At 57.0% G+C, this 19,615-nt stretch carries 17 protein-coding genes; 11 read left to right on the forward strand and 6 right to left on the reverse strand.

Annotation, left to right across the window (positions count from 1 at the left end; translation table 11 throughout):
* Positions 1 to 120 precede the first annotated feature (120 nt).
* From dnaA to yidA, 5 genes are all read left to right on the forward strand, one after another.
* Entirely contained in the window at positions 121 to 1,512 is a 1,392-nt protein-coding gene (dnaA, locus tag SERAS12_RS00005; protein ID WP_004950554.1) for a chromosomal replication initiator protein DnaA, read from the forward strand.
* Between the two features lie 4 nt (positions 1,513 to 1,516).
* A complete protein-coding gene (gene dnaN / locus SERAS12_RS00010) occupies positions 1,517 to 2,617 on the forward strand; it encodes a DNA polymerase III subunit beta (RefSeq protein ID WP_013810926.1) in 1,101 nt (366 codons plus the stop codon).
* Between the two features lie 155 nt (positions 2,618 to 2,772).
* Entirely contained in the window at positions 2,773 to 3,858 is a 1,086-nt protein-coding gene (gene recF, locus SERAS12_RS00015; protein WP_006322860.1) for a DNA replication/repair protein RecF, read from the forward strand.
* Positions 3,859 to 3,876: 18 nt separating this feature from the next.
* Positions 3,877 to 6,291 carry a DNA topoisomerase (ATP-hydrolyzing) subunit B gene (gene gyrB / locus SERAS12_RS00020; RefSeq protein ID WP_013810927.1) on the forward strand — a complete coding sequence of 805 codons (2,415 nt, stop codon included), beginning with the start codon at positions 3,877 to 3,879 and terminating at the stop codon, positions 6,289 to 6,291.
* Between the two features lie 124 nt (positions 6,292 to 6,415).
* Positions 6,416 to 7,231: a sugar-phosphatase gene (gene yidA, locus SERAS12_RS00025; RefSeq protein WP_013810928.1), complete on the forward strand. Its 816-nt coding sequence runs from the start codon at positions 6,416 to 6,418 to the stop codon at positions 7,229 to 7,231.
* A gap of 44 nt (positions 7,232 to 7,275) precedes the next feature.
* On the opposite strand, the gene SERAS12_RS00030 is transcribed toward yidA, so the two are convergent.
* Positions 7,276 to 8,217 carry an ornithine cyclodeaminase family protein gene (locus tag SERAS12_RS00030; protein ID WP_013810929.1) on the reverse strand — a complete coding sequence of 314 codons (942 nt, stop codon included), beginning with the start codon at positions 8,215 to 8,217 and terminating at the stop codon, positions 7,276 to 7,278.
* On the reverse strand, positions 8,204 to 9,172 hold the full coding sequence (locus tag SERAS12_RS00035; RefSeq protein WP_041416517.1) for a threonine/serine dehydratase: 969 nt from the start codon (positions 9,170 to 9,172) through the stop codon (positions 8,204 to 8,206). Before SERAS12_RS00035 ends, SERAS12_RS00030 begins: the two co-directional genes overlap by 14 nt.
* A 218-nt stretch (positions 9,173 to 9,390) precedes the next feature.
* On the opposite strand from SERAS12_RS00035, the gene SERAS12_RS00040 reads away from it, so the two are divergent.
* Positions 9,391 to 10,671, forward strand: a complete 1,281-nt coding sequence (locus SERAS12_RS00040) for a DUF3748 domain-containing protein (protein WP_013810931.1) — start codon at positions 9,391 to 9,393, stop codon at positions 10,669 to 10,671.
* 36 nt (positions 10,672 to 10,707) lie between these two features.
* Here SERAS12_RS00040 and SERAS12_RS00045 read toward each other — a convergent pair whose 3' ends face one another.
* Positions 10,708 to 11,052 carry a YceK/YidQ family lipoprotein gene (locus tag SERAS12_RS00045; RefSeq protein ID WP_013810932.1) on the reverse strand — a complete coding sequence of 115 codons (345 nt, stop codon included), beginning with the start codon at positions 11,050 to 11,052 and terminating at the stop codon, positions 10,708 to 10,710.
* A gap of 303 nt (positions 11,053 to 11,355) precedes the next feature.
* On the opposite strand from SERAS12_RS00045, the gene ibpA reads away from it, so the two are divergent.
* The 3 genes from ibpA to SERAS12_RS00060 all read left to right on the forward strand — a co-directional run bounded on the left by ibpA (position 11,356) and on the right by SERAS12_RS00060 (position 14,284).
* Complete coding sequence (ibpA, locus tag SERAS12_RS00050) at positions 11,356 to 11,769, forward strand: small heat shock chaperone IbpA (RefSeq protein ID WP_004950577.1); 414 nt, start codon at positions 11,356 to 11,358, stop codon at positions 11,767 to 11,769.
* A 259-nt stretch (positions 11,770 to 12,028) separates the two neighbouring features.
* A complete protein-coding gene (gene ibpB / locus SERAS12_RS00055; protein WP_013810933.1) occupies positions 12,029 to 12,457 on the forward strand; it encodes a small heat shock chaperone IbpB in 429 nt (142 codons plus the stop codon).
* Between the two features lie 168 nt (positions 12,458 to 12,625).
* Positions 12,626 to 14,284: a putative transporter gene (locus tag SERAS12_RS00060; RefSeq protein WP_013810934.1), complete on the forward strand. Its 1,659-nt coding sequence runs from the start codon at positions 12,626 to 12,628 to the stop codon at positions 14,282 to 14,284.
* 52 nt (positions 14,285 to 14,336) lie between these two features.
* On the opposite strand, the gene SERAS12_RS00065 is transcribed toward SERAS12_RS00060, so the two are convergent.
* Both SERAS12_RS00065 and SERAS12_RS00070 read right to left on the reverse strand, forming a co-directional pair.
* Complete coding sequence (locus SERAS12_RS00065; protein WP_006322873.1) at positions 14,337 to 15,590, reverse strand: valine--pyruvate transaminase; 1,254 nt, start codon at positions 15,588 to 15,590, stop codon at positions 14,337 to 14,339.
* A 134-nt stretch (positions 15,591 to 15,724) separates the two neighbouring features.
* Positions 15,725 to 17,791: an alpha-amylase gene (locus tag SERAS12_RS00070; protein ID WP_013810935.1), complete on the reverse strand. Its 2,067-nt coding sequence runs from the start codon at positions 17,789 to 17,791 to the stop codon at positions 15,725 to 15,727.
* Between the two features lie 188 nt (positions 17,792 to 17,979).
* Here SERAS12_RS00070 and SERAS12_RS00075 point away from each other — a divergent pair, with 188 nt between their 5' ends.
* Positions 17,980 to 18,228, forward strand: coding sequence for a CopG family ribbon-helix-helix protein (locus SERAS12_RS00075; protein ID WP_013810936.1), 249 nt, complete (start codon positions 17,980 to 17,982; stop codon positions 18,226 to 18,228).
* Positions 18,218 to 18,505, forward strand: a complete 288-nt coding sequence (locus tag SERAS12_RS00080; RefSeq protein ID WP_013810937.1) for a type II toxin-antitoxin system RelE/ParE family toxin — start codon at positions 18,218 to 18,220, stop codon at positions 18,503 to 18,505. Before SERAS12_RS00075 ends, SERAS12_RS00080 begins: the two co-directional genes overlap by 11 nt.
* Positions 18,506 to 18,549: 44 nt before the next feature.
* Here the strand turns inward: SERAS12_RS00080 and ghrB are convergent, their stop codons facing one another.
* On the reverse strand, positions 18,550 to 19,527 hold the full coding sequence (ghrB, locus tag SERAS12_RS00085; protein ID WP_013810938.1) for a glyoxylate/hydroxypyruvate reductase GhrB: 978 nt from the start codon (positions 19,525 to 19,527) through the stop codon (positions 18,550 to 18,552).
* Positions 19,528 to 19,615 lie beyond the last annotated feature (88 nt).

The following is a 19,615-nucleotide window of genomic DNA, read 5'->3' on the forward strand; positions in this document are numbered from 1 at the left end:
AAGGCGGTTCGCATGCCCCACTGGTGTTCAGCCGATGCCGGGCATGTGTCAAAAATCATGAGTTATAAAAAATTAGCCTGATTCTTTTCTTTTATTGATCTTGTTCGAGTGGAGTCCGCCGTGTCACTTTCGCTTTGGCAGCAGTGTCTTGCCCGATTGCAGGATGAGTTACCTGCCACAGAATTTAGTATGTGGATACGCCCATTGCAGGCGGAACTGAGTGACAACACCCTGGCGCTTTATGCGCCCAATCGCTTTGTGCTGGATTGGGTTCGCGACAAATACTTAAACAATATCAATGGTCTGCTGAATGATTTCTGCGGTACGGATGCCCCTTTGCTGCGTTTTGAAGTCGGCAGCAAACCGCTTACCCAAATCATCAGCCAGACCGTCACTGCCAGCGTCAGCGCACCTAGCGCGCCGGTGGTGCGCGCCGTAGCGCCTTCCCGGCCAAGCTGGGATAACGCGGCGCCACAGCCCGAACTTTCTTACCGCTCCAACGTTAACCCAAAGCACACCTTTGATAACTTTGTTGAGGGTAAATCCAACCAACTGGCGCGCGCGGCGGCCCGTCAGGTGGCGGATAATCCGGGCGGTGCCTATAACCCGTTGTTTCTGTATGGCGGTACCGGGTTGGGTAAAACTCACCTGTTGCACGCGGTCGGCAACGGCATCATGGCGCGCAAGGCCAACGCCAAAGTGGTCTATATGCACTCTGAACGTTTCGTGCAGGACATGGTAAAAGCCTTGCAGAACAACGCCATTGAAGAATTTAAGCGTTACTACCGTTCGGTCGACGCGTTGCTGATCGATGACATCCAATTTTTTGCCAACAAAGAGCGTTCACAGGAAGAGTTCTTCCATACCTTTAACGCCCTGTTGGAAGGCAATCAGCAGATTATCCTGACGTCAGATCGCTATCCCAAAGAAATTAACGGGGTGGAAGATCGCCTCAAATCCCGTTTCGGTTGGGGCCTGACGGTGGCAATCGAGCCGCCGGAGCTGGAAACCCGAGTGGCGATCCTGATGAAAAAGGCCGACGAGAACAATATCCGTCTGCCGGGCGAAGTGGCGTTCTTTATTGCCAAGCGCCTGCGTTCCAACGTGCGTGAGCTCGAAGGGGCGCTGAACCGCGTGATCGCCAACGCGAACTTTACCGGCCGTGCCATTACCATTGATTTCGTGCGCGAAGCGCTGCGCGATCTGCTGGCACTGCAGGAGAAGCTGGTCACCATCGATAATATTCAAAAGACGGTGGCCGAATACTATAAAATTAAAATCGCGGATTTGCTGTCCAAGCGGCGTTCGCGTTCGGTTGCCCGCCCGCGCCAGATGGCGATGGCATTGGCAAAAGAACTCACCAACCACAGCCTGCCAGAAATCGGCGATGCGTTTGGTGGCCGCGACCATACCACGGTGTTGCACGCCTGCCGGAAGATTGAGCAGCTGCGTGAGGAAAGTCACGACATCAAAGAAGATTTCTCAAATTTAATCAGAACATTATCTTCCTAGCGCTATGAAATTTATCGTTGAACGTGAGCATCTGCTAAAACCGCTGCAACAGGTGAGCAGCCCGCTGGGCGGCCGCCCAACATTGCCAATTCTGGGTAACTTGCTGCTGCAGGTGACGGAAGGCTGCCTGCTGCTGACCGGCACCGATCTGGAGATGGAGATGGTGGCGCGCGTTGCCCTGTCCCAACCCCATGAAGCGGGCGCGACTACCGTCCCCGCGCGTAAATTCTTTGATATCTGCCGTGGTTTGCCGGAAGGGGCAGAGATCGCCGTAACGCTTGAAAGCGAACGCATGCTGGTGCGCTCCGGCCGCAGCCGTTTCTCGCTCTCAACGCTGCCGGCGGTAGATTTCCCGAACCTGGACGACTGGCAGAGCGAAGTTGAATTTACTCTGCCGCAGGCGACGCTAAAGCGCCTGATTGAGGCCACGCAGTTCTCGATGGCCCATCAGGACGTGCGCTACTACTTAAACGGCATGCTGTTCGAAACCGAAGGTGAAGAACTGCGTACCGTAGCGACCGACGGTCACCGCCTGGCGGTGTGCTCGATGCCTATCGGTCAGCAGCTGCCTTCGCATTCGGTGATCGTGCCGCGTAAAGGGGTGATGGAGCTGGTGCGTCTGCTGGACGGTGGCGATACGCCGCTGCAACTGCAGATCGGCAGCAACAATATTCGTGCCCACGTCGGTGATTTTATCTTCACCTCCAAGCTGGTTGACGGCCGTTTCCCTGATTATCGCCGCGTATTGCCGAAGAATCCGGACAAAACGCTGGAAGCCGGCTGTGACTTGCTCAAGCAGGCGTTTGCCCGCGCAGCCATTTTGTCGAACGAAAAGTTCCGCGGCGTGCGCCTGTATGTGAGCCAGAACCAGCTTAAGATCACCGCCAACAACCCGGAGCAGGAAGAAGCTGAAGAGATCCTTGATGTCAGCTACGACGGCACCGAGATGGAAATTGGTTTCAACGTCAGCTACGTGCTGGATGTGTTGAATGCACTCAAGTGTGAAGATGTGCGCCTGCTGTTGACCGACTCGGTTTCCAGCGTGCAGATCGAAGACGGTGCGAGTCAGGCGGCGGCGTACGTCGTCATGCCGATGCGGTTGTAGAAATTATCGGGCTATCTTACTTGCCCCTTTGCGATTGGGCAGTGCTCGCAATCCTCACGTACTCTGTGTACGCTCCGGTTGCTGTGCGCTGGCCGTACGCAAATGGCCTGCGACGATTACGCCCTGGGCTGTTCGATGATTAAGATAACTGCAGCATGGCTCTGACGCGTTTACTGATTAAGGATTTCCGCAATATCGAAGCGGCGGATTTGGCTCTGGCGCCGGGATTCAATTTCCTGGTTGGGGCCAACGGCAGTGGGAAAACCAGCGTGCTTGAGGCGGTGTATACCCTTGGCCACGGGCGCGCATTTCGCAGCCTGCAGGCCGGAAGGGTGATCCGCCACGACCAGCCGGAGTTCATTTTGCACGGCCGTATTGAAGGCGCTGAGCGTGAAATATCCGTTGGATTAAGCAAGAGCCGTCAGGGAGACAGCAAAGTACGCATCGATGGCAGCGACGGCCACAAAGTGGCTGAGCTGGCGCAGTTATTGCCGATGCAGCTGATTACCCCCGAAGGTTTTACCCTGCTAAACGGCGGGCCGAAATTTCGGCGCGCCTTCCTGGACTGGGGTTGTTTTCATAACGAACCCGGTTTTTTCACCGCCTGGAGCAACCTGAAACGGTTACTGAAGCAGCGTAATGCCGCGCTGCGCCAGGTCAGTCGCTATGCGCAGATCCGCGCCTGGGATCAGGAACTGATCCCATTGGCCGAGCGTATCAGCGAGTGGCGGGCAGCTTACAGCGACGCGATTGCCGCGGATATCACCGCGACGTGCGCGCAGTTTTTGCCCGAATTTGCCCTGAGTTTCTCTTTCCAGCGCGGTTGGGACAAAGAGAGCGACTACGGAGAGCTGCTGGAGCGCCAGTTTGAGCGCGACAGGGCGTTAACCTATACCGCTGTGGGGCCGCATAAGGCGGACTTCCGCATCCGTGCCGAGGGCACGCCGGTAGAGGATTTATTATCGCGCGGTCAGCTAAAGCTGCTGATGTGCGCGTTGCGCTTAGCGCAGGGTGAGTTTCTCACCCGGCAGAGCGGGCGGCGTTGCCTGTATCTGATTGATGATTTTGCCTCCGAGCTGGACACCGGCCGTCGCCGGTTGCTGGCCGATCGCCTGAAAGCCACCCAGGCCCAGGTCTTTGTCAGCGCGGTAAGCGCTGAACAAGTGACCGACATGGCCGGTGAAAAGGGCAAGATGTTCCGCGTGGAACAGGGTAAAATAGAGGTTCAACCACAGGACTAAAATGAGCGAGAAACGTTGATGTCGAATTCTTATGACTCCTCAAGTATCAAGGTATTAAAAGGGCTGGATGCGGTGCGTAAGCGCCCGGGCATGTATATCGGCGACACCGATGATGGCACCGGTCTGCACCACATGGTATTCGAGGTTGTGGACAACGCTATCGACGAAGCACTCGCGGGCCACTGTAGTGACATTCAGGTGGTCATCCATGCCGATAACTCCGTTTCGGTACAGGATGACGGCCGTGGTATCCCGACCGGTATTCACGAAGAGGAAGGGGTTTCTGCGGCGCAGGTCATCATGACCGTGCTGCATGCCGGCGGTAAATTTGACGACAACTCCTACAAGGTATCCGGCGGCCTGCACGGCGTGGGGGTCTCCGTTGTTAACGCCCTGTCCGAGAAACTGGAACTGGTTATTCGCCGTGAAGGCAAGGTGCATGAGCAGACCTACGCCATGGGTGAGCCACAGGCGCCGCTGAAAGTGGTCGGTGAAACCGATCAGACCGGCACCACGGTGCGTTTCTGGCCGAGCTATGAAACCTTCACCAACAACGTTGAATTTGAGTACGACATTCTGGCCAAGCGCCTGCGCGAGCTGTCTTTCCTTAACTCCGGCGTGTCTATCCGCCTGAAAGACAAGCGCACGGATAAAGAAGACCACTTCCACTACGAAGGCGGCATCAAGGCGTTTGTTGAGTACCTGAACAAAAACAAAACCCCAATCCATCCTAACGTGTTCTATTTCTCCACCGTGAAAGACGACATCGGTGTGGAAGTGGCGCTGCAGTGGAACGACGGTTTCCAGGAAAACATCTACTGCTTCACCAACAACATCCCGCAGCGCGATGGCGGTACCCATCTGGTCGGTTTCCGTACCGCGATGACCCGTACCCTGAACAGCTACATGGATAAAGAAGGCTACAGCAAAAAGGCTAAAATCAGCGCCACCGGCGATGATGCGCGTGAAGGCCTGATTGCCGTGGTTTCGGTGAAGGTGCCGGATCCCAAGTTCTCTTCTCAGACCAAAGACAAGCTGGTTTCTTCCGAGGTGAAAACCGCGGTTGAAACGCTGATGAACGAGAAGCTGGTCGATTATCTGATGGAAAACCCGGGCGATGCGAAAATCGTCGTCGGCAAAATCATCGATGCGGCGCGTGCCCGTGAAGCGGCGCGTAAAGCGCGTGAAATGACCCGTCGTAAAGGCGCGTTGGATCTGGCCGGCCTGCCGGGCAAACTGGCGGACTGCCAGGAACGTGACCCTGCGCTGTCCGAACTCTACCTGGTGGAAGGGGACTCTGCGGGCGGCTCTGCCAAGCAGGGGCGCAACCGTAAGAACCAGGCGATTTTGCCGCTGAAAGGTAAAATCCTCAACGTCGAGAAGGCGCGCTTCGACAAGATGCTGTCTTCGCAGGAAGTGGCGACGCTGATCACCGCGTTGGGTTGCGGCATCGGCCGTGACGAATACAACCCGGACAAGCTGCGTTACCACAGCATCATCATCATGACCGATGCCGACGTCGACGGTTCGCACATCCGTACGCTGCTGTTGACCTTCTTCTACCGCCAGATGCCGGAAATCATTGAACGCGGCCACGTGTTCATTGCCCAGCCGCCGCTGTACAAGGTGAAAAAAGGCAAGCAGGAACAGTACATCAAAGATGACGAGGCGATGGATCAGTATCAGATCGCCATCGCGATGGACGGCGCAACCCTGCACACCAACGCCAGCGCGCCGGCGCTTGCCGGTGAACCACTGGAAAAACTGGTGGCCGAGCACTACAGCGTGCAGAAGCTGATCGGTCGTATGGAACGCCGCTACCCGCGCGCGCTGCTGAACAACCTGATCTACCAGCCAACCCTGAATGAAAGCGATCTGAGCGATCAGAGCAAAGTCCAGGTATGGATTGAGTCGCTGGTGAAACTGCTGAACGATAATGAGCAGCACGGCAGCAGCTATGACTCGGTGATCTTCGAGAACCGCGAGCGCCAGATGTTTGAGCCGGTGCTGCGCATCCGTACCCACGGCGTGGATACCGACTACCCGCTGGACTTCGAGTTCTTCCACGGCGGCGAATATCGCAAAATCTGCCTGCTGGGCGAAAAACTGCGTGGCCTGATCGAAGAGGATGCCTTCATCGAACGCGGTGAGCGCCGTCAGCCGGTAGACAGCTTCGAGCAAGCGCTGGAGTGGCTGGTGAAAGAGTCACGCCGTGGCCTGTCGATACAGCGTTATAAAGGTTTGGGCGAAATGAACCCTGAGCAGCTGTGGGAAACCACCATGGATCCGGAAAGCCGCCGCATGCTGCGCGTGACCGTGAAGGACGCCATCGCTGCCGATCAACTGTTCACCACCCTGATGGGTGATGCCGTTGAGCCACGCCGTGCCTTTATCGAAGAAAACGCCCTGAAAGCGGCGAATATCGATATCTAACGCGTACTTTTGCCGTAAAAATCCGCGCCGGGCAACCCGCGCGGATTTTTTTACGCCTTTTTTGGCGCTGACAGCACGGGCTGAAACACGTTAGCATGGGAAAAAACCACTGGGAGAAACTTGAATGGCTATTGAACTGATTGCAATTGATATGGACGGCACGTTGCTTGATCCGCAGCACCAGATTACGCCCGCGGTGAAGCAGGCCATCACCGAGGCGCGCCGCAAAGGGGTTCACGTGGTGCTGGCTACCGGGCGGCCTTACGTCGGCGTGCAGGATTATCTGCGTCAATTGGACATTCAGGGCAGCGGTGATTTCTGCATTACCTATAACGGTGCCCTGGTTTTACAGGCCGCAGACGGCGCCTGTATCTTGCAGGAAACCCTGGATTTCGAAGACTACGTCTATGTTGAACGGTTGGCGCGCGAGTTTGGCGTGCACTATCAAGCGTTTGATTTCGATACCCTGTATACGCCGAACAAGGACATCGGCAAATACACCATCCATGAAGCCCACATGACCGGTATTCCATTGAAATACCGCAGCGTGGAAGAAATGGATCGCCAGATGCGTTTCCCTAAAGTGATGATGATTGATGAGCCGGAGCTGCTCGACAGCGCGATTGCCCGCCTGCCGGCCGAAGCGTGGGAGCGTTACACCATCCTGAAAAGTGCGCCTTACTTCCTGGAGATTTTGCATAAGCGGGTTGATAAGGGCACCGGGGTGAAAATGCTGGCCGAACATCTCGGCATTGCGCAGGAAAACGTGATGGCGCTGGGCGATCAGGCCAATGATACCGCGATGATCGAATACGCCGGCGTTGGCGTAGCGATGGGCAACGCCATCCCGGAACTGAAAGCGGTGGCGCAGTTCGTTACCACCGCCAATACTGAAGACGGCGTGGCGCGCGCCATTGAGAAGTTTGTGCTGAATGCCTGAGGCGTTTTTTGCACCCAGGGGCGCCTCTGCGCCCCTGAAGCGCGTTAGAGCCGCGCTAAAATGCCTTTCACAATCTGTACGTCCTGAATCGCCAGCCCGGTAAGATCGGCAATAGTGATCTGTTGTGGGCTGCTGCGCAGCCTTCCCCCCTGCGCCAGAGCAGTGCCAAATTCAACGATCGGCTTCGATGTCAGCAAACCTTGCCGATAAGCGGTGGCGATCTCGCCATAGTCTGCACACTGCGATAAAGCATCAACCAGCAACAGGTCCGCCTTGGCGACCAAATCGGTCGCCAGCTCCTGCTTGCCGTGGGCGTCTGCGCCAATCGCCGTAATATGGGTGCCAGGCTGAATATCCTCCGCCTGCAAAATGGGCTCGCGGCTGGGGGTGGTGGTGACAATCAGCCGACAATGCGCCGCCAGCTCTGCCGCATCCTGGGTGGTCTGCACCCGAAAGCCCTCGGCTTCGGCATCTTGGCGAAAGGCTTGCAGAGCCGGTTCGTTGCGGCCCCATACCCAGACATCTCGGCATGGGATGAGCGGTTTTAGCTGCTGCAGTTGCAACCGGGCTTGCATGCCGCAGCCGACGATGCCGATCGCCGGGATGTCCGTCGGGGCGCACAGCTCGGCGGCAATACGCCCCGCCAGCGCGGTGCGTAACGCGGTCAGCCAGCCTTCGTCCAGCAGCAGCGCCTGCGGTTCACCGGTCAGAGCAGAGAAGGCCATCAGCACTCCCTGATTGCTGGCCAACCCTTGCGCCGGGTTGCGATAGAAACCGGCGGACACCTTGACGACAAACTGTTCATCGCCTTCCAGCCACGCCGATTTAATACAGCAGTCGCCTGCGGCCTGCTCAAACAGAAAATGCTGTACCGGCGGCTGTTGTACCTGTTGGCGCGAGTAAGCAATAAATCCAGATTTAAGCAGTGACGTGATGCTATCTGCGTCGAAACTGTCAATTATCTGCTGCTGGTTAATGATTTTCATCGGCGATGGCCTTGAGGTATTTCTCCAGCACGATGTTTTTTCCGCACAGCACGACCGCCACTTTTTTTCCCTGAAATTCCGGCGCCAGTTTGATAGCCGCCGCCAGAGCTACCCCGGCCGCGCCTTCAATAATCCAGCGATCGCTGGCGGCAATCTGGCGCATCGCCCGTTTGATTTCCGTTTCACTAACCAGAATTTTGCGATCGATCAGCCGTTGGCACAGTGGGAAGGTAATGGCGTTAGGCTCCACGCCGCCGGCGGTGCCGTCGGACAAGGTCTCCTGCTCCTCTACCGGGAAAATATGGCCGGCTTCCAGTGCGCTGTACATGCTGGTGGCATTCTCCGGCCAACAGGCGATAAGCTGGGTTTTCGGCGACAATTGCTGCAGAACGGTGCCAATACCTGAAATATAGCCACCGCCGCCTACGGCGACAATCACCGCATCCAGATCCGGCTGCTGTTCGACCAGCTCCATGCCGCAGGTGCCCTGGCCGGCAATCACTTGTTCGTCGTTATAAGGGGAAACATAGACCTTCCCCTGTTCCTGCGCCGCTTTCTCGCCCGCCTGTTCTGCTTTCAGAGCATCCCCCGGCACCGTCACGACTTTACCGCCCAAAGCGCGGATGGTTTCAAGCTTGATCGCGGCGGCGGTTTCCGGCGCATAGACCGTCACACTGACGCCCATCAGTTTGCCCGCCAGCGCCATCGCCTGGCCGTGATTACCGCTGGAGGCGGCGATCACCCCGCGTTGACGCTGTTCATCACTCAGCAGCCGCAGTTTATTGCTGGCACCGCGAAACTTGAATGAACCGGTTGGCTGCAGATGATCGCATTTCAGATACAGCTCGCAACCCAGTTGCTGCGACAGCAGCACGCTGTGCTCCAACGGGGTCACGCGTACTTGAGGACGCAACTGCTGATGGGCGGAAACAATTGCGTCGAATAAGCTGCTCATACCGGTTCCTTTTATTTTCATCGGGTTGACGACCTTGTTGATCTGATTTTCCACATGGGTATTGCTCATTAATGTGGACTTTAAAATCCATATTGTACTTTATTGTATTTATTGTAAACCCCCCTGCGTCGATGGAAAGCACCTTGATGGGCGATGTGAAGCCTTTGCCCAATCCGGTAAGATGGTGACTTAGTGCCAACATGTGCAGGGGAGCCGCCATGAGCTATCGGGAAAAACAGCTGACTTTTGAACCACGTGGACACCAGTTAACCAATATCAACGTCTGGACGCCAGACAGCCAGTGGCTGGCTTACGACGTGCGCCCGAACGGCGCTTCTTTTACCGGCCTGAGCATTGAACGGGTGAATGCCAACAGCGGCAAGGTCGAGGTGGTATATCGCGCGCAGCACGGCGCACATGTGGGCGTAGTGACCGTTAGCCCGGACGCGCCGGCCCGTTACGCTTTTATTCACGGGCCGGAACATCCGGACAGCGTTTGGCATTACGATTTTCATCACCGCCGTGGCGTGATCGTCAGCGAACCGGATTTCGAACTGGCCATGACTCTTGATGCGATGGATATCACCGCGCCCTATACCCCCGGGGCGCTGCGCGGTGGCACGCACGTTCACGTGTTCAGCCCGGACGGCAGTCGCCTGAGTTTTACCTATAACGACCACGTGATGCACGAGCTGGACCCGGCACGGGATCTGCGTAACGTAGGTGTGGCTGTGCCGTTGCAGGGCGTAAATCCGCCCAAGCAGCATCCGCGTGAATATGATGGCAGCCATTACTGCGTGTTGGTCAGCGAAACGACGCCGCAGCCGCAGCCGGGCAGTGACCAGATTAACCGTGCCTACGAAGAGGGTTGGGTCGGGCAACGTGGCTATCTGCGGCCCGATGGACGTCAACAGCGTTGGGCATTGGCGTTTATCGGCGACACGCGTTCCGCTGCCGGCGAAAAGTTGCCGGAAGTGTTTATTGTCGACCTGCCGCGCGACGACGCCGATTACGCTAAAGCCGGTTCCCGGCCACTGCAGGGTACCTCGACCCATTTACCCGCTCCCCCTTTGGGCGTGCGCCAACGTCGCCTGACATTTACCGGCGGGCGTCGTTATCCCGGTGTTGTCACCGCACCGCGCCACTGGCTGCGCAGTTCGCCTGATGGCAGCATGATTGCCTTTCTGATGAAAGATGACGAGGGCGTAGTGCAGCTGTGGACGGTTTCGCCGAACGGCGGTGAGCCGCGCCAAATTACCCGGGGTGAGCATGGGATCCAGTCTGCGTTCAGTTGGCACCCGCAGGGCGGGCGAATCGCGCTGGTGTGCGATAACAGCCTGATGCTGTGCGAGGTGCCCAGCGGCCGCATGCAGCGCCTGACGAAACGCACCGCGCAGCCACCGTCGGGCGATGCGATTGTCTTTTCGCCGGACGGTAACCAAGTGGCGTTTATGCGCGAGGTTGAGGGTTTCAGCCAGATTTTTGTGGCTGCGGTGTGATCAGGATGCGGGCCGGGCAGCCCGCATCAGAGTCTTTTAATGTGCGGCTACGCTGGCTGCATGGCTGGGATCGCCGCTGGCCGCCAGGTTCTGCTCTTCGCCGCGCAGGATACGTGCTCTCGGTGAGTCTGTGGTGTCGTCACTGCCGGAGCGCATATAGTCGTAAGGCAGCAGCACGGTGTCCATCACGGCTGAGAAGGGCAGATCCAGCGCCACCAGTGGCATCATCGCCCAACTGGTGTTGTCGTCCTTCAGCATGCCCACGCTAGCGCGGGTACCCGGATAGTAGCCCTGATTCGGGCCGGTGTGGCTCATGACGCTGGAGCAGCCGTTTGTCGCCAGCAGCATGCAACTGGTTGCTATCACTTTTATCGTTTTCATTATTCCATCCTGCAGGGTGCTGTTCCCTAAAATTTGCTGATCTATAACATCTTGTCGATGTTTTAAAAGGAGCAAGGTCTCGCTCTGTGGCGGCTCTCTCACTTTATTGTAAGGGATAAAAAAACTTTCGCCGAACTGATTGTCATTTTTTTGATCGCCGCCGGTTGAAATGAGGCAATCAACCCCCATTTTCTTATCAGAACAAAATTAAGAATTTGCCGTAAGGGAATTCTTATTATTAGCCGGTCCATAGTGGAAGGCTTAATTATTAAACCTCGCTGAAGTGCCTTAGGAGGCTGTTTTATGCGCAATTTTGACCTTTCCCCGTTATACCGTTCCGCCATTGGTTTTGACCGCTTGTTTAACGCGCTGGAGGCTGGGCAAAGCCAGGGGAATGGCGGCTACCCACCTTATAACGTTGAGCTGGTGGATGAAAACCATTATCGCATTGCGATCGCCGTGGCCGGGTTTGCCGAGCAGGAACTGGAGATCACCACCCAAGACAATCTTCTGATTGTACGTGGCGCCCATAATAACGAACCTGCTGAAAGAACCTACTTATATCAAGGTATTGCCGAGCGTAACTTCGAGCGTAAATTCCAGCTGGCCGAGCATATCCAAATTAAAGGCGCGAAGCTGGAAAATGGGTTGTTGTATATCGACATGGAACGCATCGTACCGGAAACATTAAAACCGCGCCGGATTGAAATTAAATAATTTTTATTTCATCAGCGAAACGTCTCGCTGGTGTTAAATGTTAACTTGCCCGCCGTCAGGGGGCATAGCTTAATTTACCCTATGAATTTTAAGTGACAGCCAGGCGACCCGCTCATTCATCCCACGGCGCTTACTAAGGTCAGTGGCTGGGGTGACAAATTTGCCGGGAGCAGATTTGAACGGGCCACATAGCCGAGAACGACGCTGTAGCTTGAAAGACAACGGGTAACATCTCGCTTCATAGAAGGAGTTTTACATTATGCGTAATTACGATCTGTCACCTTTGCTGCGTCAGTGGATTGGTTTCGACAAGTTGGCCAGCTCAATGGGCGGCCAGGAACCCCAGGGCTTCCCGCCGTACAACATCGAGAAAAGCGACGACAACCACTACCGCATTTCTCTGGCACTGGCCGGGTTCAAACAAAGCGAACTGAATATTGAAGTGGAAGGGCCACGCCTGACCGTGAGCGGTAAGCCGACGCCGCCGGAAAAACAGGTGGAATATCTGCATCAGGGGCTGGTGTGCAAAGAGTTTACTCTGACCTTCACGCTGGCCGAGCACCTGCAGGTTTCTGAGGCGCAGTTTGAAAATGGCCTGTTGCACATCGATCTGGTGCGTCAGGTGCCGGATGCCTTGCAACCGCAACGTATTGCCATCGGCACCACGCCGGGGTTAGAAGCTCAGTAACCGACTGAAAAAAATCGGTAATAACACGGGGGAAGTCCAAACGGGTTTCCCCCGTTGCATTCTGTGGCGTAACCCACATTCCCCCCGTCCCGCTTATGCCAGAATCCCTATTAATTGTGTGCTTTTAACCGCAAACCGGTTGTTAAACTTCTGGCAAGGATGTGACCTATGAGCGATATCGCCCTGACCGTCAGCATGTTGGCGTTGGTGGCCGTTCTCGGGCTGTGGATGGGTAACTGGAAGGTGTATGGCGTCGGGCTGGGCATTGGCGGGGTCCTGTTCGGCGGCATTATCGTGGGGCATTTCGCCCAGAGCTGGCAAATCAGTCTTAACGGCGACATGCTGCATTTCATTCAGGAATTCGGGCTGATCCTGTTCGTTTACACCATTGGCATTCAGGTGGGCCCAGGTTTCTTCTCTTCCCTGCGGGTGTCCGGGCTGCGGCTCAACGGTTTCGCCATTTTACTGGTGCTGGTTGGCGGCGTGGTGGCGGCGGCGGTTCACAAGCTGTTTGCCGTGCCGCTGCCGATCATTCTCGGCGTGTTCTCCGGCGCGGTCACCAATACCCCCGCACTCGGTGCTGGGCAGCAAATTCTTACCGATCTGGGGTCAGATCCGGCGCTGGTCGATCGCATGGGGATGGGCTACGCCATGGCCTATCCGTTCGGTATCTGCGGCATCCTGCTGGTGATGTGGCTGATCCGCCTGTTCTTTCGCATCAATATCGATAAGGAAGCGCAGGCGTTTGAAAACAGCCTGGGCAATCACCACGAACTGCTGCACACCATGAACGTGGCGGTGCGTAATCCCAATCTGCAGGGGATGGCGATAAAAAATGTGCCGCTGCTGAACGGGGAGGAGATCGTCTGCTCACGGCTGAAACGCGGCGAGCTGCTGATGGTACCCGCACCGCTCGAGAGGCTGGAGTTGGGTGACTATCTGCATCTGGTAGGAAAGCGCGAGAGCCTGGAAAATGCCCGGCTGGTGATTGGCGAAGAGGTGGACGTTTCGTTGTCAACGAGTGGCACGGCGTTACAGGTGGTGAGGGCGGTGGTGACCAATGAGAAGGTGCTGGGCAGCAAAATCCGCGATCTCAACCTGAAGAAAAAATATGACGTGGTGATCTCACGCCTGAACCGTTCCGGGGTTGAACTGGTGGCCGGCAGCAACGTTACGCTGCAATTTGGCGATATTCTCAACCTGGTTGGCCGGCCGGAATCGATTGAAGCGGTCGCGGCCATCGTCGGCAACGCTCAGCAGAAATTGCAACAGGTGCAGATGCTGCCGGTATTTATCGGCATCGGGCTGGGGGTGTTGCTGGGTTCTGTCCCGCTGTTTGTACCGGGTTTCCCGGCGGCATTGCGCCTTGGGCTGGCCGGCGGGCCGCTGGTGGCGGCATTGATCCTCGGGCGTATCGGCAGCATTGGCAAGCTGTACTGGTTTATGCCGCCGAGCGCCAACCTGGCGTTGCGCGAGTTGGGCATTGTGCTGTTTCTGGCGGTGGTGGGGCTGAAATCGGGGGGGAACTTTGTCGATACCCTGATGCATGGCGAAGGGCTGGCGTGGATTGGCTACGGCGCATTGATTACCGCCATCCCGTTGTTCAGCGTGGGTGTGCTGGCGCGGGCAGTGGGCAAGATGAATTATCTGACGCTGTCCGGCATGCTGGCAGGTTCGATGACCGATCCGCCGGCGCTGGCCTTCGCCAACGGCCTGCACCCGACCAGCGGTGCTGCCGCGCTGTCTTACGCCACGGTTTACCCTCTGGCGATGTTCCTGCGCATCATGTCTCCGCAGTTGCTGGCGGTGCTGTTTTGGGCGATGTAGCGAGCCGGGGCGCTGCTGTTACCTGCCTGCTAACTGCGCCCCGGCTCAGGCGTTAGCCCGCTTCCTGATGCGCGCGTTCGATCTCTTCCGCCAAAATCGCCACGCCGCGCTCGATTTTCTCCGGATCCGGCACGTAGTTCATCCGCATGCACTGGTGAGTATGCGGCCATTCATGCTCCAGCCCCGGGAAGAAGTAGTGGCCCGGCACCATCAGTACGCCGCGTTTTTTCAGGCGCTGATACAGCAGCTCGGTGGTGATCGGCAGATCCTTGAACCACAGCCAAAGGAAAATCGCCCCTTCCGGTTTGTGGATCAGGCAACGCTCTGGCGACAGATAGCGGCGGATTATCTCGATGGTGTGTTCAACGCGCTGTTTGTAGAACGGGCGGATCACCTCGTTCGACAGGCGCAGCAGATCGCCGCGTTCGATCATTTCCGCGGCCATCGCCGGTCCCATGCTGCCCGGTGACAGGCTGATGATGCCGTTCATGTTGGTCAGGGCGCTGATGACTTTCTCATCGGCAACCACGATGCCGCAGCGTGAGCCGGGCAACCCGAGCTTGGACAAGCTCATGCACAGGATGATATTCGGGTTCCACAGCGGCGTCGCTTCGCTGAAGATAATTCCGGGGAACGGCACGCCGTAAGCGTTATCGATCACCAGCGGAATATTGCGTTGCTGCGCCAGCAAATCGAGCTTCATCAGCTCTTCGTCGGTGATCACGTTACCGGTTGGGTTGGTCGGGCGCGACACGCAGATCATGCCGATGTCGTCGCCAATGTGCAGGTGTTCGAAATCAACGTGATATTTGAACTGGCCTTCCGGCAGCAGCTCGATATTGGGCTTGGCCGACACGAACAGACCCTCGTCCAGCCCGGCGTCGGCATAGCCGATATATTCCGGCGCCAGCGGGAACAGCACGCGGCGACGGCTGCCGTCGGCATAACGCCCGGCAAACAGGTTAAACAAGTAGAAAAACGCGCTCTGGCTGCCGTTTGTCAGTGCAATATTCTGTGGTGAAATCTGCCAGCCCAGTTCGTCGCGCAGCAAAGTAGCCAGTGCTTTCAGCAGGGCGTCTTTGCCCTGCGGGCCATCGTAGTTACACAGCGCCTCGGTCAGTTTGCCCTGGTCGAGCATGTCCTGACACAGCTGTTTGAAGTAACTTTCCATCTCTGGAATTTGCGCCGGATTGCCGCCGCCGAGCATGATGGCACCGGGCGTGCGCAGGCCTTCGTTCAGGTCATCCATTAAACGGGTAATGCCCGCGTAACGGGTAAATTTGTCGCCGAAAAGTGAAAAAGTCATAGGTGCAGCAGTATTGTTTTTAGCAGGTAATCGCCCACCATACCGCCAGATAATTTTCGGCGCAATGCGGTTCATAAAACAACCACCGGGGATAAACTTCACCCGGTGGTTGTTTTCCAGCAGATTGTACTGAATTAATGTGACCGATCGCCAACCCACACCACCATCACCTTGTCGTCGCCAAGCCGGCGGCTGAAGGCATAGTAGCCTGCGGTTTGCTGTGACTGTTGCACACCGGCCCCGATCGCCGGATGGCGGGCGCGGAACTGCCCAAGCCGCTGCCAATGCGCCAGCAGTGGCGCTTTGGCGCCTTGCAGTTCACTCCAGTTCATATCGGAACGCGTGCCCTGCAACGGATCCGACCCGGTCGGGCCGAGCTGACGACCGCTTTCATCACCGTAGTAAATTTGCACCGCCCCAGGGGCCAGCAGCAGCAAATCTGCCGCACGCTGTTGCAATGGCAGCGAACCTTTGGCGTCGCTGGCGAAGAACAGCCGGGTATCGTGCGAGGAGAGGTAGCTCAGTACGTTGAAATCCTGCAGCTTGTCGGCCATTTGCTGGTAAGTGGCATCGATACTGGAGAAACAGCTCAGCGCCTGCGAAGCCTGATCCTGAAAATCGAAATTGATCATCGCGTCAAAGCCATTCTGGTAATAGTCGCTTTTCATCACGCCGTGGCCCCAGGCTTCGCCGGTCATCCAGAATGGGGCGTCATCCAACGCCTGGTGTGGATTGGCGGCTTTCCATTGCGCCAGCGCCGCCGTGGCACGCTGTTTCAGCAGCGCCAGCGTGGGTTTCTCCACGTGCTTGGCGGTATCGACGCGGAAGCCATCAATGCCGTAATCGCGCACCCATTGGCTGAGCCAGGTGGTCAGGTAGTCGCGGGTCGTGGCACCGGGAATGTCGCGTGCGGCGGTGTCGGGTTTGTGGCGATAGAACAGCGGCAGGCCACTGGCGCCGGGCGCTTCAGTTTTGATGTCCGGGAGGAAGGCCAGTGACATGGTGAGGTCGTTATAACCCGGCGAGTCATAGTCGCCGATATCGGTGCGGATCCAGTTTTTCCCCCACCACGGGGCCCAGCCTGTTTTGTCGCTGAAATTGATGTAATCGTTGAAGCTGTGCCAGTTTTGGCCTGGACCAGGCCGCCAGTCGCCCCAGCTTTTACCCAGCGTTTTTTCGATCTCTGCGTCCTTCAGGTAGAGCGAGCCGAATTGGAAGGTCTGCATATCGGCCAAGGTGGCGTAGCCGACATGGTTAACCACCACGTCGAACAGAATGCGGATGCCACGCTGGTGCGCCTGTTCGACCAGTGTACGCAGGTCTTGCTCGGTACCCATATTGGCGTCGAGCCGGGTCCAGTCCAGTGCGTAGTAGCCGTGATAAGCGTAGTGCGGGAAATCGCCTTTGGTGCCGCCGCCGACCCAACCGTGGATCTGTTCCAGCGGCGAGCTGATCCACAGTGCGTTGACGCCAAGCTGTTGCAGGTAATCCAGTTTTTGCGTCATCCCGGCGAGATCGCCGCCGTGGAAGGTGCCGATCTCTTGCATGCCGTCGCTGCGGCGGCCGTAGCTGTGGTCGTTGGCCGGGTTGCCGTTTTCAAAGCGATCGGTCAGTGCGAAATAGACCGTGGCGTTGTGCCAGTTGAACGGTGCCGGTTTTTCCGTGCCGGCGGATTCCAGCAGCAGCATGCCGCCGCTGCCTGCGGCAGGTTGAAGGGTCACTTTGCCCAGGCTGACCTTGGCCGTTTGGCCGGAATAGAAATCGCGTACCCTTTCGCCTTCGGCGAAGGTCGTCGCTACGTCAAGGGTGACGGGCTGGCCGTTCCAGCGCTGGCAGGTGCGGGTTACCGCTGCTGCTGCAGCCTGTGGGGCCGTTTTCAGGCTGAGTTGTAGCGTCGGCGTACCGCTGCGGGTATCGACGCGCACCTGGTATTCACCGTCGCGGAACAGCCGCCAGTTGACCGGCGGGGCATCGCCGCAAGGTTGCAGCGACAGGGTTTGATTCAGCCTGGCCGCCGCGGTCGGCTGCCAGCATTGCCGATCCTGATAAATTTTCAGCGGCAGTTCGCCCTTGGGCAGCGTGGCGTGGCTGGTGAACAGCCCGGCGGTCGATTCGTCAAAGGTCGGGAAGCTTTGCAGCGTCCAGCTTGCTAGTGCGGCCGGTGACAGCAGCATCAGCAGGGGTAGGGTCAGGCGTTTCATGGCTCTCCTTACGCGTGGCAGGAAGCGTTTTTATTCTGGGGTAATGCTCAGTGTGACAAATGAAGAAAAAATAGCCTCATCCCGATGGCGTATTTTCAGGGAGGAGAGAGAAGGGGGAGAACCCAGTCTGTTATCCGGTGTTTTTTTAATCTATATTACAATGTATACATTGTAGTGTGAGGTGACCTATGAGCGTGATGTCCGTTCGACTCCCGGAAGATCTCAGTGAGCAACTAGAAGCTTTGGCCAAAGCGACCGGCAGAACAAAATCATTTCTGGCCGGGCAGGCTATCCGGGATTTCATCAACCGTGAAGCCTGGCAGATTGCGGAAATTCAACAGGCCATCACTGAGGCGGATAAGGGGGATTTTGCTGCTGATGATGAAATGGAAGCCCGCTTCAAGAGGATGGGAGTGAGTGATAACGATGAAAATTAAATGGCTAAGGAAAGCCGCAAGCAATTTTGACGATGAATACGATTGGCTTTATCTGGAGAGTCCGCAGGTAGCGACAGAATTTGCCAGGGAGGTTTTTCGTTTAGTGAGTTTACTGGTTACGAATCCGGCCCTGGGCCGGGCCGGCAGAGTGATGGGAACCCGGGAAATCGTGATGCAGACCTTCCCTTATCTGATCCCCTACAGAATTAAAAGCAATGAAATACATATTCTTAGGATATTTCATATGCGGAGACGCCCACCGAAAGGCGATTGGTAGTTTTGCATGGATGCCAGTGGGTCACCCGCTGGCATCCGGGCAAGTTACTTCTTCAGCAATTGCGGATTGACGCAGTTTTCTTTTACCGTACCGGTCAGGGCGGCAATCAGGTTATCCACCGCGCATTCGGCCATCGCATTGCGGGTTTCATGAGTGGCGGAGCCGATGTGCGGCAGCGCCACCACGTTCGGCAGCGTCAGCAGCGGCGAAGAGACCGGCAGCGGCTCTTTCTCGAAGACGTCCAGCCCGGCGGCGTGGATCGTCCCGTTCTGCAACGCTTCGATCAGTGCTGCTTCATCCACCACCGGGCCACGGCCGGCGTTGATCAAAATACCGCTCTTTTTCATCTTCGCCAGTTGGTCGCGGCTGATCATATGGAAGGTTTCTTCGGTCAGCGGCAGCGTGATGCAGATGAAATCGGACTCGGCCAACAGGGTATCCAGATCGCAGCGGCGGGCGTTAAAACGCGTCTCGGCCTCTTCGTGAGTACGGCGGGCGTTGTACAGTATCGGCATGCCGAAGCCGAAATGCGCACGCTGCGCCAGCGCCAGGCCGATGCGGCCCATGCCGAGGATGCCGAGGGTTTTATGGTGCACGTCGACGCCAAACCAGTCCGGCCCGATGCTGCCTTGCCATTCACCGGCTTTTACCCGCTCGGCCACTTCCACCACGCGGCGCGCCGTCGCCAGCACCAGGCTCATGATGGTATCGGCGACGGTTTCGGTCAGCACGGTCGGGGTATGCATCAGTACCACGTTATGGGCGTTAAGCGCGTCGACGTCGAAATTGTCGTAACCGACGGAAATGGTCGAAGCGGCGCGTAGCTTGGGCGCCTGTTGCAAGAAAGCTTCATCAATCTTGCCGCCGGAACCGATGATCCCTTCCGCCTGAGCGAGTGCTTGTTTCAGCTCGTCGCGGTTATCCGGCGACAGGCCGTCGAAGGCGTGCACGGTGAAGTGCTGTTCCAGCCGTTGACGCAGGTCGGTGGGGATGCTTTTGTACAATACGATAGAAGGCTTCATCACGAACTCCAGCAATACCCTTTGTCTTTCAGGCTGTAGCGTTGTTGGCTACAACCTGAAATCCATGGGGTATGTTCAACAGAAAATA

It is taken from the genome of Serratia sp. AS12, assembly GCF_000214195.1.
Lineage (GTDB): Bacteria > Pseudomonadota > Gammaproteobacteria > Enterobacterales > Enterobacteriaceae > Serratia > Serratia plymuthica.